Consider the following 12,011-nt stretch of genomic DNA (forward strand, 5'->3'; position numbering starts at 1 on the left):
AATTCATAATTTTTTTCAAACAATTTCGTCGAATTTCTTTCTTTTTTTATGTAAAATAGAGGCAGGAAATTGGAGGTGTGTCTATGGAAAAGTATTTTATATACAATGAACATCTAGGAATTGCAGTGCCAAACATACAAGAAGAATGGGAAGACATCTCTGAAAAAACACAGCATGGTATTTTATTAAAATGGGAGCAAATTCGCGGAAAAATACCTGATCGTATAAAAGAGATTGAACATTACATTAATCAAAAACAACATCGTTTAAATAACGAAGATAATTTTGAAATTTCCTGTAGGCTTAATTCTGAAATAGCTGATTTAGCCTCTATTATTAACGACCTTTGGCTTTGGTATCGCCTCACCCAAAATGTATCTGAGGGAAAAGCACACCAATGAAAAAAGCATGCCCCTCATTCACTTTGGGTCATGCTTTTTTGTCGTAACAAGCTTTGCAATATATTTCTTGCGCCGTTTTTGCTAAACATACATCAAACGGACCTACTAATATACTTCTTTCTTTCGGCAACTTCACAAAAGCAACTAGCTCTTCTTCATATTCAATCTTTTTCTGACATGAAACGCATTTTAATTCTCTTCTTTTAAACATGTCTTTTAGCATATCTCCACTCTCCCTTTCATCTATCTATATTAATATAATATGTAAAAAAATGACACATTACAAAGTAAGATATTCATATACTATGTACAAAAGGAGGCCTCAAAATGATGCGAGCTTTCATTATTATCGCTTTAACATTTTTAAGTGTGATTAGCTGGGATGCATTTTTTAAAGATAAAGGTGACGAAAACAATACAACTGAATAAAAAACCATCTTTGCTTACTTATTGGACAAACTTCTAAAAACTGTCCAATCCTACAAAATAACTTAGGCTTTTCTACAAAAATATTTAAACATAACAATTTTTGTAGATTCCCTCCGTTTATTGTCGGTTTCCATCCGCATACATTTTTTGAAAGTATGATATAATAATATAAATCTTGAAGGAAGGGATTTTGATATCATGATCGCTCGAAGGAGCATGTGGCATCGTATTGACGAATCATACACGTAGCGTATTTTTCAGCTCAGATACTTTAGTCTAGCGAAAAAAATACGAGAGTGGGGAAATTATGATTGCCCGAAGGATAATTTGGCAAAAAAAAGACTCTTCTTACACGTAGCGTTTTGTTTAGGACTTAATTGTTATTAGCTAAACAAAACAAAGAAGAGCAGGATTGCTAAATGACGAATCCTACTCCACGTTTTGTTTAGTCGTTTTAAGACTTAAACTAAAACGAAGGTAGGGAGAATTGATGGACGAGAGGATTATTCGTTATTTCTTCAGCGACATATAGCGTAGTTAGTTTTTTCGTAAACTAACTGAAAGCTACATGTGAGCTCGTAGTTAGTTTACAACACAAAAAGGACTACTAACTACGGAAAGAAGGAATAACGATGAGGAACATCCAAAGTCGACAAATTATTAAAGAAGTTTTTATGGTTTTAATCGGTTCATTTATTTTAGCGGCAGCGCTATATCACATTCACTTCCAAAACCACTTAACAGAAGGTGGATTTGTAGGTATTGCACTATTCATCCAAAATTTTTATGATATTTCACCATCTATTTCAACTGTAATAATGGATATCCCAATTATTTTACTGTGCGCTTCATTTTTAGGTAAAAAAATGGTTGGCTATTCATTTTTAGGTTCAATTTCATTCGGAGTATTTTATTCCCTTATGGAAAATTATTCTCCATTTACGGTAGATTTATCAAACAATTTATTTATAGCTGCAATAGTTGGCGGTGCTTTAGCTGGTATTGGACTCGGTTTTATATTGCGATTTGGCGGTGCAACCGGTGGAGACGATATTTTAACAATTGTATTAAGTAAACGAACTCGTTTTACAATTGGGCAAATTTTCTTCGTCTTTGACGCGATTGTTCTTGCGCTTTCATTATATTATTTAAATTGGACAGAAATTGCTTTTACTATTCTTTCAATTGCCGTACAGGCAAAAACATTGGATTTAATTTATTATCCAAAAGCAGAAAAAGCAGCAGAAAAGCAACCAGTATCTATTCCAATGACCAAAAAACATGCAACAAATTAAAAAAGCGAAAGGCTTCGGCCTCTCGCTTTTTTTATGATTTTTTTTCTTTCTCCATTATGTGGCGCACTTGATAAAATCGATTGGCAAATTCAGTAACATTTCTTGTTAAACGATAATTTACTGTAGATCCAATTGCCATTCCGATGACTGGGATACCTTGGAATAATTTACGACGAAGAGCATAAATTGAAAATGTTTTCAAAATTTGCTTTAACAAAACTTCGGTAGAGGCTGTTTGTAACACTGCTTCGTCTCCTTCATAAAAGAACGAATCTTCTTGCTCCAGCTCTCGTAGCAAGTTGTACCAAGCGTATTGCTGAAGTCTTCCTGGCAATAATGACGCATGAAACACCTTTAACGCCAGCATCATTTCATAAGGCTTGTTCACATCATGCCCAAACGATGTTGCAATAAGTTGGACAGCCTTCACATTTAACGCAATCATAACCGGAAAATCAGCTGTCAATAATAATAATCCTCCAGCACCCGTTGCTCCGCCTTGCACGAATGAATATAGACGATGACGTGCTGTTTGTTGCTCTGCTATGTATGTTAACTGATCAATAGATAATGCTTTCAAATCTTCAAGTTGTTCAATTGATTCATTAAATAATCTTGATGTTCCTAAAATACGATTACGTGCATCTAATTGTGATTGTGAACTTTGAATCAGTGCATGCAAATGAAAAAGCCATCCATCTGCTTTCGTAAAGAATTCTTTTCGTTTTTTCTCAGGTAATTTCGCAACTGTAGTATGTAACCATTTATCAAACACTTTTTGAAAATCGGTCGCTTCTTGCTCAACTAATTGCGCTTCCCATTCCTTTATATTGTCTAAAATGGCTTGTTCTCGCTTCGATCGCATCGTAACAACCACCTCGTTCGATTTTTTTCTATTGTAACATATTTCTGCTTATTCTTTGCAAATATGCTTGTCTATCTCCATTCACATACCATTTTTTAATGACATAAAATATTAGCAAAAAGGATGAGATGAATCACATGAATCTATCCAATATAAAACAAAAGTATAATGCTGTATTTAGCTTAGGACAAAACTGCTGGCCTGCTTGGGCTTTATATCAACTAGGATTATCCCCATTTTTTGGCGTTATTGATTTTATGCTAAGTCCTTCATTAGAGAAAGTAAATTTATTATTACAAAATCGCTTTCACCGTTTTTTAGAATTAGAAAATTTGTCCTTCATCTCATTTTGGGATGATGATGCGAAATTAAGACTACGAGACAACATTTATGAAATTGACTCCTGCCATGACTTTAAAACAGATGTAAATACACCAACTTCTTGGCCTTCTTATACAGATATTAAATTAAATTATGAGCATCGGATTAATCGTTTTCTAACTACAGTAGAAATGGAAGAATCCATATTGTTTATTCGAACCGGGGGAACATATGAAGAAGCACTTTTTCTTGAACAAATTTTATCTCAAATGGTCAAGCATAACTTCTCCGTCCTTTTATTACTTCCTGCCGATGTACCAACTATCACTGAAGAAGATTGGGGATTACAAAACATTTGCGTTATAAAATGCCCAGTGATGGATATATACCAGTACAATGAAGCATTTTGGAAAGAACTATTAGACGGTATTACAATTAGCTCAACAACGTGAAATAAAAAGGTGATTTTCTCTATATTTCAACTTATAATTATCCACATATAAATGAATAAGGAGCGATCATATTCATGTACCCACGTGCAAAATCCTTTGGTATTGTTATACATCACAATCGACTTCTACTACAAGAATATAATATAGACAATGAAACCTATTACCGTCCTCTTGGTGGATCAATTGAACTCGGAGAAAAATCAGATGAAACAGTTATTCGAGAGTTTAATGAAGAGCTTCATACAGAAGTAGAAATTATCGATTATTTAGGTTGCTTAGAAAACATCTTTCATCTAGATGAGGAAATTGGTCATGAGATTATTCAACTATATTCTTTGCGTTTATTAGACAGATCACTATATGAAATGGAAATAGTGAATATACAAGATGAGCAAACAGCGTCATATGCAAAATGGGTTCCCATTACTGCATTCATTCAGAAGGAAAAATTATTATATCCAGATGGAATTTTAAAATATATGAAAAGAAAGACGAAATCCTATAGGATCTCGTCTTTCTTTTCATATATTAACCAATATCTCCAAGACGTAGTACGTCACGAGCAATCATAACTTCTTCGTCAGTTGGAATTACGATAATTTTTACTGGAGAGTGAGGGAAGCTGATGAATGCTTCTTCACCGAATACGTTATTGCGTTTTGCGTCGAAGTATACGCCCATGTACTCAAGGCCTTCTAATACGCGCTCACGAATAATTGCACTGTTTTCACCTACACCAGCTGTAAAGATGATAGCGTCAACGCCTTTCATACGAGCTGTGTAAGAACCAATGTATTTATGGATACGGCTTACGAACACGTCAAGTGCTACTTTCGCACGGTGGTCGCCTTCTTCTTCTTTCGCAATGATGTCACGTAGGTCACTAGAGTAACCAGTAAGACCTAACATACCACTCTTCTTGTTTAATACGTTAACTACTTCTTCTACAGTTTGGCCTGTTTTTTCCATGATGTATGGAATTAACGCAGGGTCAATGTTACCAGAACGTGTACCCATTGTTACACCAGCAAGTGGAGTGAAGCCCATAGAAGTATCGATAGACTTACCGCCTTCTACTGCTGCGATACTTGCACCGTTACCTAAGTGACAAGAAAGTAGGCTTAAGCTTTCAATTGGACGACCTAATAATTCAGCCGCACGCTCAGTTACGTATTTATGAGAAGTTCCGTGGAAACCGTATTTACGGATACCAAATTTCTCATAGTACTCATACGGTAAGCTGTATAGGAATGCAGATTCCGGCATTGTTTGGTGGAATGCTGTATCGAATACTGCTACTGCTGGTACGTTTGGTAATACTTCTTGGAATGCTTTAATACCAACAAGGTTTGCTGGGTTGTGAAGTGGTGCTAAATCGCTTAATTCTTCGATTTCCGCTAATACTTCATCAGTAATTAAAACAGAATCCGCAAATTTTTCGCCGCCGTGTACAACACGGTGACCGATACCGCCAATCTCATCAAGAGATTTTACGATTCCATTTTCAGTTAATTTGCTAAGAAGCATGTTAACTGCTACTGCGTGATCTGGGATGTTTGTAATTTCTTTTTGTTTTTCGCCATCTACAGTAATAGTGAAGATACTATCTTCTAAACCGATACGTTCTACTAAACCTTTTGTTAATACTGTTTCACTTGGCATTTCAAATAATTGGAATTTTAAGGAAGAGCTTCCTGCGTTAATCGCGATGATTTTTGACATCTAGTCTTTCGCCCCTTTTTCTCTTGGTAGTTGTGTGGATCATTCCACAAACCGCTCGATTTTATCTAATTAAATTCACTCACTATGAAAACGTTTCATCATCAGTAAATTTTATACTCACGATTTTAATTTAAACATCGTCCGACATATATTTCAAGTGAAAAAATTGTAACACCAAGAAAAAAAATATATTACAGATTTCAAAAAAATTCAGTTAAATCTTGTATATATTAAAAAATATGACATATTCTATACAACTGTACTACATTAATCACTAACCCTGTTACATATATATCGTGTTACTTTTGTGTTGCAAACCAAGTATTTAATTGATCCATAATGTTCTCCATAGCCTTCATATTAGAGAATTTAGGTAATTCCACTAGTAATGCCTGTTTCGGCATTGTTACACCTTGGCCTTTCTTTTGGAGAACAAATATACTTTTTGCATTTTTCTCGTTTTTAAACATGGAAACAGGTAGCTGTAACAAACCTTGAATAAAGCATGTTTCTTTAATAAATGCATGTAGTTTCGGCGCTTGATCACTTTCAAAAATAAAGTTTGGTACTAAGAAGAATAAATACCCGCCTTCTTTCGTATGTTTCACACTTTGTTCAATAAATAAGTGATGCGCATATGACATTCCTTGATCTGCTTTTAACTTATATTCACTCGCACTGATTTCGTTTGGATAATAACCAATTGGTAAATCTGAAACGACTGCATCAACTGGATCAATATAAAGTGGTGCTAGTCCATCTTGATGGAAGAATTCGATTCCATGCTTTTGTAAATTTGCATTTACTAAAGCAAGTTTAATTAGCACTTCATCCACTTCTACACCAAATCCACTCATTGCTAGCTCTTCTTTAGCGCTATTAAATACTGTAGTCATTAAATTACCTGTTCCAATTGCAGGATCTAAAACAGTAATTTCTGTTTTGCCTTGCATAAATTTATGGAATAAGTAGCTCATGAACATTCCAACTGCATCTGGCGTCATTTCGTGATTTGCTTGTACGCCCTCTTTCATTCCTTTTAAAATGGCTAGCTGAAATGCTTTACGAATTTCTTCACCTTTATATGTTTCTTCATTAAACGTACTATATTCACGATTCAACCTTTCAATTGTTGATTCGGATAATTCCTCTTGTAAAATCGCACCTTCAAACAAGTTATCACCTGTTTCTACAAGCGCCTCTAAATATGTTACATCTAATTCTTTACGTAAAACTACCGTAGAAGAATCAAAAATAGAAAATAATGTTTCCACTGTCTGACTCACGTACATTCCTCCTTCTCTCTTTTACACATAACTTATATCATACCACAAAGTGATTTTTTCCAAAAAGAAAAAGCGACCTCCTGTAAAGAGCTCCCTTTCAAGTTATGTATGATATAACATTTTTTCTCATCTATCGTTACCATTCGCAGCAATAGATGAGAAAAAACGACCTCTTTATAAGAGGTCATTTCCTTCCTATTACTTTGCAGATTTAGCTGCTTCTAATGCTGCTTCATAGTTTGGATGGCTTGTACCTTCGCTTACGTATTCTGCGTAAACTACTTTGTCATTGCTATCTACTACGAATACTGCACGAGCAAGTAAACGAAGTTCTTTCATTACTAAGCCGTAAGCTTCACCGAATGAAAGGTCACGGTGATCAGAAAGTGTTACAACATTTTCTAAACCGTTTGCTGCACACCAGCGTTTTTGAGCGAATGGTAAGTCAGCGCTAATTGTTAATACTTTCGCGTTTTCAATACCTGCTGCATCTTGGTTAAAACGACGTGTTTGTGCATCACATACACCTGTGTCGATTGAAGGTACAACACTAATTAATTTTACTTCGCCTTTGTATGTTTCTAAACTTACTGGAGATAAGTCGTTTGCTAATACTTGGAAGTTTGGCGCTTGATCGCCAACTTTAACTTCTGTTCCAACTAAAGTCATTGGATTACCTTTAAAAGTTACGTTTGCCACTTGAAAATCCTCCCTTATTTAAACAAAATATGTACAATGTAAATGATAGTTTGTCCCCATCGATAATGCAAATAAAATCGCTTTATTTACAAAAAAATTAAAGAAGCTAATCCATTGATTAGCTTCTTTATTCGTTAAATTTGAAATTCAGGATCATCTTCTTTTCGTTTATCCATCATTTCTTTCACTTTATCAACAGCTTGTGGTGCTAATTCAATTATTTTATCAATGACGTGTGTCTGCTTATCTAAGTGTAATACTTTCACACCATCTCCATTTATAACAAGAAAGGCAACAGGATTAATAGAAACTCCTCCACCACTTCCCCCGCCAAATGGATGACGACCTGAATGTTCTACTTTACCAAATTCACTTCCACCAGCAGCAAAACCAAAGCTTACTTTCGAAACAGTAAGAATTACACTTCCATCTGCTGCTTTAATTGGATCACCAACAATTGTATTTACATCAGTCATTTGTTTTAAATGCTGCATTGCTGTTGTCATTAAACCTTGAATTGGATGGTCCACTCTATATCCCCCCTATGCTTGAACAGATTTTTCTGTCATACCAGATTTTTGCTTTCTCATAAACATGAGTAATTTGAATCCTGTTTTTATAGCACGAAATATACGAAAAGATGCTGTTAACTCGCACCTTGATGCAAATCCCTTCCCTTGAAAAACAGGGGTAATTTCAAATTCTGGTACATCGACAATATGCATATATTGTCCTATAACTCCAGCAGCCATTCCTTTTGTCCCCCATGCATATCCAGTGACAATTCCAGTACTAGCTGCGTCGCCTGCTCCAATTTGCGTATGCCATTTCCAACCATTGATTTTCACTCGTTTGAGAAAATCTTTAACGATAGTATGAACTTTTTGAAGCCTTTTTATCAGTTCCCCGATGCTGTCAAGTTGCGCCATAATTTTATTATCTATTCCGCCGTCCTTTTCAGCTTTTTCGATTTTCTGTCCTGTCTTTTTCTGCTGTTTTTCAATTCTTTCCAACACATCAAATGTATATCGAATCATCCATATTTTCACTTGAAACAAACATTGCTTTTCCATTTCTGAATATAAAAATGTCACTTTAAGCTTTATTTTCGACAATAGTATAAGCAAAATAAAAAGGAGAAGAATTATTATTCCAATTACGAGCCACTTCATACGTATCATCCTTTCACTCCGTACCCATTATCGACAAGTTTATTCATCATTAAACAGAGTTCCGTAAGATTGAATATAAAAATTTTTCTAAAAATAAAAAGGTATTTTGACAATTTATATCGAAATATATTATTTGAACATATCATCAGGGAACGGACTCTAATGATATGTAGCACGAAAAACAGAAAATTTAACTGCAGTGGAGGGATACATAATGGCAGATCGTCGCAATTTATTTTTCTTTTATGGTGATGACAAAGCAACGCTCGTTGAAAAGATGAAACCAATCTATCGTATTTTAGAAGAGAATGGATTTACCATATTAGATCAACCAAAAAATGCAAACGCTATCGTCAGTGTTGGAGATGATGCAACTTTCTTACAAGCCGTTCGTAAAACTGGTTTTAGAGAAGATTGCTTATACGCAGGGATTTCTACGAAAGATGAAATTTCTTTCTACTGTGATTTCCACATTGATCACGTTGATACAGCCCTTCAAGAAATTACAAAAAATGAAATTGAAGTGCGAAAATATCCAACAATTCAGGTAGATATAGATCACGGTACATCTTTCCATTGTTTAAATGAATTCTCATTACGTTCTAGCATTATTAAAACATTCGTTGTAGATGTTCACGTTGATGATTTATATTTCGAAACATTTAGAGGTGACGGTTTAGTTGTTTCTACCCCAACAGGAAGTACAGCTTACAACAAATCATTGCATGGTGCCGTTGTCGATCCGCTTATCCCATGTTTCCAAGTAAGCGAACTAGCATCTTTAAATAACAACACATACCGTACGCTCGGTTCACCGTTCATCTTAAACCACGAACGTACACTAACTTTAAAACTTAAACCAGACGGTAACGATTATCCTGTTATCGGCATGGATAACGAAGCGCTTAGCATTAAACAAGTTGAAAAAGCTGTTGTACGCTTAAGCGATAAACAAATTAAAACAGTAAAATTAAAAAACAATTCCTTCTGGGAAAAAGTACAGAGAACATTTTTATAGTAGTAAAATAACCGCAAAATTATGGGATCCCATAATTCTGCGGTTATTTATTTATCCCGATTGGTGCGGCCAACAATCTCTCGCTATCGGGCCGTTATTTTTGTCAGTTTTTGTCGGTAAGTCGATATATTTTAATAATCGCTGATATATTTCGAGTTACGGTCGATATATTTCAATAATCGCTGATATATTTCGAGTTACAGTCGATATATTCCGAAAATCGCTGATATATTTTACGCATCTTTTCTATAGACAACCTGGCCATCAATGACGGTCATTTCCGCTTGTACTTCTTTTATTTCTTCTGCCTCTATTTCAAATATGTTTCGATCTAATATCGTAAAGTCTGCTTCATATCCTTTTATAATTTGTCCTCGCTTCGCTTCTTTTCCTATTGCATAAGCACTTCCTGTCGTAAATAAAGAAACAGCCTCATATGCCGTTAATCTTTCCTCAGGCATATAGCATACACCGTCAATAAAACTTCTACGTGTAACAGCGCTATATATGCCTAAAAACGGATTCACTTGTTCAATAGGAGCATCTGAACCACCGTTGCAATGTAAGCCTGCGTCCAGTAACGTCTTCCAAGCATACGCGTAACGAAGACGACGCTCGCCTAGTTTTTCAATGACTGATGGAAAATCTGATGAAACAAAGACCGGTTGAATATCAATAATAGCTGGCAAGTGTTTCATTCTTTCAATCAACTCTTCACGAGCTAGCTGGCAATGAATAATACGGTCACGTACCCCTTCTGCTGGTGGATGTAATTCAAGCGCATCAATGACATATTCAAGCGACAAGTCACCGATAGTATGAATGGCAACTGGCATATGTAAATCACGTGCTTTTTTCACTAAACTTGCAAGCTCTTCAAGTGAGAAAATCGCAACTCCATTTGTTTCCTTCGCATCTTCATACGATTCACTTAATAAAGCAGTTCTTCCGCCAAAAGAACCGTCAGAAAAAATTTTCATCGCACCAAATTCAATATAGTGCTCATTTTCATATTTTTTTCTTTCATTTGCTACTTCATGATGAACGAGTAAATGCGCTTTAAATGGCATTTCTTTTATAACGTAAGAAAACGCATTATACGTTTTTCTAAAACCACCGTAATAATTTAAATCTTCCGTATGCCCACCAACGATTCCATATTGCCAGCAGTCTTTAATCGCTGTTTGCAAAGCTCTTTGTAAATAAGCTTCATCAATTTCAGGCTGAACGTGTTTCATTAATTCTTGTCCTTGTTCATATAAAAGCCCTGTTAACTTATTTGATGCATCCCGGCCAATTTTCCCGCCTTTCGGATCTTGCGTCTCTTCTGTTATGTTCGCTTCTTGCAGTATGTATGAATTCACCCATGTAACGTGACGACAAACTCGTTTTAATAAAATGGGATGTTCTTTCGAAATTGCATCTAAATCACGTGCGTGAACATCTTTCGTATCTGTAAAGTTATTTTCATTCCAGCCTTCTCCGATAATCCAACAACCTTTTGGCGCGTCTTCTACTTGCTTCTGAACAAGAGTAAGTACTTCGCCATAAGATGTACAATTTGATAAATCTAGACGGAGTAACCTCTCTCCATGCCCAATAAGATGCATATGACTATCAACGAGACCTGGAATCATCGTTTTGCCTTCTAAATCGTGCAATTTAACCGTAGTAGCATATCGGTCTTCTAACTCTTCTTTACTCCCAACATCAACGATCACACCGTTTTCAACATAAACAGCGTCTACTTTTTCATTCTCTTCTCGCATCGTGTAAATGGTGCCGCCATACCAAATTTCTCCCATATGCTCATCCCCTTTTTCCCTTTAGTCTACGAGATTAATCCGTATAAAAAAAGCACCATTTGAATTAAAAATGGTGCTTTCCCAAAATTATTTTTGTTCAGTAGTAGACGTTGTAATTTGCCATTCAATGCTAAATTTATCTTTTAGTTGTCCGTATGCTGGGCTCCAGAACGTTTCTTGAAGTGGCATAATAACTTCTCCACCCTCTTGTAACTTTTCGAATACTTCTTTTGCTTTTTCTGCATTACTAATTTGAATTGCGATTGTTACTTGAGATCCGATTGCATGCCCTTGACCTGGGAATGTATCAGAAATCATAAGGTCCGTATTACCAACTTTTAAAGTAGCATGTAAAACGCGCTCTTTCGCTTCAGCTGGAATCGGGTATTCTGGATTTTCAGGCATGTCACCAAAAGTTTGCATTACTTCTACTTTTGCGTCTAACGCCTCTTTGTAAAACTGTACAGCTTCTTGCCCACTACCATCTAAAACTAAGTACGGATTAATACCTAAAATCATACGGACACCTCTTTTTTTAGTTTATAA

General features: G+C 35.5%; 14 protein-coding genes. 5 read left to right on the forward strand and 9 right to left on the reverse strand.

Annotation, left to right across the window (positions count from 1 at the left end):
- The first annotated feature begins 83 nt into the window (after window positions 1–83).
- On the forward strand, window positions 84–401 hold the full coding sequence (locus tag G9F74_RS10530) for a hypothetical protein (RefSeq protein ID WP_016109192.1): 318 nt from the start codon (window positions 84–86) through the stop codon (window positions 399–401).
- Between the two features lie 28 nt (window positions 402–429).
- Here G9F74_RS10530 and G9F74_RS10535 read toward each other — a convergent pair whose 3' ends face one another.
- Complete coding sequence (locus tag G9F74_RS10535; RefSeq protein ID WP_000910296.1) at window positions 430–624, reverse strand: hypothetical protein; 195 nt, start codon at window positions 622–624, stop codon at window positions 430–432.
- 838 nt (window positions 625–1,462) lie between these two features.
- On the opposite strand from G9F74_RS10535, the gene G9F74_RS10540 reads away from it, so the two are divergent.
- Window positions 1,463–2,125, forward strand: coding sequence for a YitT family protein (locus G9F74_RS10540; RefSeq protein WP_001244520.1), 663 nt, complete (start codon window positions 1,463–1,465; stop codon window positions 2,123–2,125).
- Window positions 2,126–2,156: 31 nt separating this feature from the next.
- On the opposite strand, the gene G9F74_RS10545 is transcribed toward G9F74_RS10540, so the two are convergent.
- On the reverse strand, window positions 2,157–2,990 hold the full coding sequence (locus G9F74_RS10545; protein WP_001256857.1) for an EcsC family protein: 834 nt from the start codon (window positions 2,988–2,990) through the stop codon (window positions 2,157–2,159).
- Between the two features lie 137 nt (window positions 2,991–3,127).
- On the opposite strand from G9F74_RS10545, the gene G9F74_RS10550 reads away from it, so the two are divergent.
- Complete coding sequence (locus G9F74_RS10550) at window positions 3,128–3,763, forward strand: DUF1796 family putative cysteine peptidase (protein WP_001054281.1); 636 nt, start codon at window positions 3,128–3,130, stop codon at window positions 3,761–3,763.
- 74 nt (window positions 3,764–3,837) lie between these two features.
- Window positions 3,838–4,335 carry an NUDIX hydrolase gene (locus tag G9F74_RS10555; RefSeq protein ID WP_016109193.1) on the forward strand — a complete coding sequence of 166 codons (498 nt, stop codon included), beginning with the start codon at window positions 3,838–3,840 and terminating at the stop codon, window positions 4,333–4,335.
- Here the strand turns inward: G9F74_RS10555 and ackA are convergent.
- The 5 genes from ackA to G9F74_RS10580 all read right to left on the reverse strand — a co-directional run bounded on the left by ackA (window position 4,292) and on the right by G9F74_RS10580 (window position 8,651).
- Window positions 4,292–5,485: an acetate kinase gene (gene ackA / locus G9F74_RS10560; protein ID WP_000034585.1), complete on the reverse strand. Its 1,194-nt coding sequence runs from the start codon at window positions 5,483–5,485 to the stop codon at window positions 4,292–4,294. The two genes, G9F74_RS10555 and ackA, sit on opposite strands and share 44 nt — an antisense overlap.
- A 299-nt stretch (window positions 5,486–5,784) precedes the next feature.
- Window positions 5,785–6,771: a class I SAM-dependent methyltransferase gene (locus G9F74_RS10565; RefSeq protein WP_000084373.1), complete on the reverse strand. Its 987-nt coding sequence runs from the start codon at window positions 6,769–6,771 to the stop codon at window positions 5,785–5,787.
- 198 nt (window positions 6,772–6,969) lie between these two features.
- Complete coding sequence (tpx, locus tag G9F74_RS10570; protein ID WP_000024525.1) at window positions 6,970–7,470, reverse strand: thiol peroxidase; 501 nt, start codon at window positions 7,468–7,470, stop codon at window positions 6,970–6,972.
- A 134-nt stretch (window positions 7,471–7,604) separates the two neighbouring features.
- On the reverse strand, window positions 7,605–8,000 hold the full coding sequence (ytfJ, locus tag G9F74_RS10575; RefSeq protein ID WP_000350003.1) for a GerW family sporulation protein: 396 nt from the start codon (window positions 7,998–8,000) through the stop codon (window positions 7,605–7,607).
- 12 nt (window positions 8,001–8,012) lie between these two features.
- On the reverse strand, window positions 8,013–8,651 hold the full coding sequence (locus G9F74_RS10580; protein ID WP_016109194.1) for a DUF2953 domain-containing protein: 639 nt from the start codon (window positions 8,649–8,651) through the stop codon (window positions 8,013–8,015).
- A 205-nt stretch (window positions 8,652–8,856) separates the two neighbouring features.
- Between G9F74_RS10580 and G9F74_RS10585 the strand changes: the two genes are divergently transcribed.
- A complete protein-coding gene (locus tag G9F74_RS10585; protein WP_016109195.1) occupies window positions 8,857–9,660 on the forward strand; it encodes an NAD kinase in 804 nt (267 codons plus the stop codon).
- Window positions 9,661–9,893: 233 nt separating this feature from the next.
- Here the strand turns inward: G9F74_RS10585 and G9F74_RS10590 are convergent, their stop codons facing one another.
- Entirely contained in the window at window positions 9,894–11,465 is a 1,572-nt protein-coding gene (locus tag G9F74_RS10590; protein ID WP_016109196.1) for an amidohydrolase, read from the reverse strand.
- Window positions 11,466–11,552: 87 nt separating this feature from the next.
- Window positions 11,553–11,984, reverse strand: coding sequence for a VOC family protein (locus G9F74_RS10595; protein WP_000600354.1), 432 nt, complete (start codon window positions 11,982–11,984; stop codon window positions 11,553–11,555).
- Window positions 11,985–12,011: the final 27 nt, after the last annotated feature.

Source organism: Bacillus sp. EKM202B, from assembly GCF_011066025.1.
GTDB lineage: Bacteria > Bacillota > Bacilli > Bacillales > Bacillaceae_G > Bacillus_A > Bacillus_A toyonensis.

What these genes read in the sequence shown, in the direction of transcription:
- G9F74_RS10530 (WP_016109192.1), top strand. Translation starts at nt 84, where the DNA reads ATGGAAAAGTATTTTATATACAATGAACATCTAGGAATTGCAGTGCCA.
- G9F74_RS10535 (WP_000910296.1), bottom strand. Translation starts at nt 624, where the DNA reads ATGCTAAAAGACATGTTTAAAAGAAGAGAATTAAAATGCGTTTCATGT.
- G9F74_RS10540 (WP_001244520.1), top strand. Translation starts at nt 1,463, where the DNA reads ATGAGGAACATCCAAAGTCGACAAATTATTAAAGAAGTTTTTATGGTT.
- G9F74_RS10545 (WP_001256857.1), bottom strand. Translation starts at nt 2,990, where the DNA reads ATGCGATCGAAGCGAGAACAAGCCATTTTAGACAATATAAAGGAATGG.
- G9F74_RS10550 (WP_001054281.1), top strand. Translation starts at nt 3,128, where the DNA reads ATGAATCTATCCAATATAAAACAAAAGTATAATGCTGTATTTAGCTTA.
- G9F74_RS10555 (WP_016109193.1), top strand. Translation starts at nt 3,838, where the DNA reads ATGTACCCACGTGCAAAATCCTTTGGTATTGTTATACATCACAATCGA.
- ackA (WP_000034585.1), bottom strand. Translation starts at nt 5,485, where the DNA reads ATGTCAAAAATCATCGCGATTAACGCAGGAAGCTCTTCCTTAAAATTC.
- G9F74_RS10580 (WP_016109194.1), bottom strand. Translation starts at nt 8,651, where the DNA reads ATGATACGTATGAAGTGGCTCGTAATTGGAATAATAATTCTTCTCCTT.
- G9F74_RS10585 (WP_016109195.1), top strand. Translation starts at nt 8,857, where the DNA reads ATGGCAGATCGTCGCAATTTATTTTTCTTTTATGGTGATGACAAAGCA.
- G9F74_RS10590 (WP_016109196.1), bottom strand. Translation starts at nt 11,465, where the DNA reads ATGGGAGAAATTTGGTATGGCGGCACCATTTACACGATGCGAGAAGAG.
- G9F74_RS10595 (WP_000600354.1), bottom strand. Translation starts at nt 11,984, where the DNA reads ATGATTTTAGGTATTAATCCGTACTTAGTTTTAGATGGTAGTGGGCAA.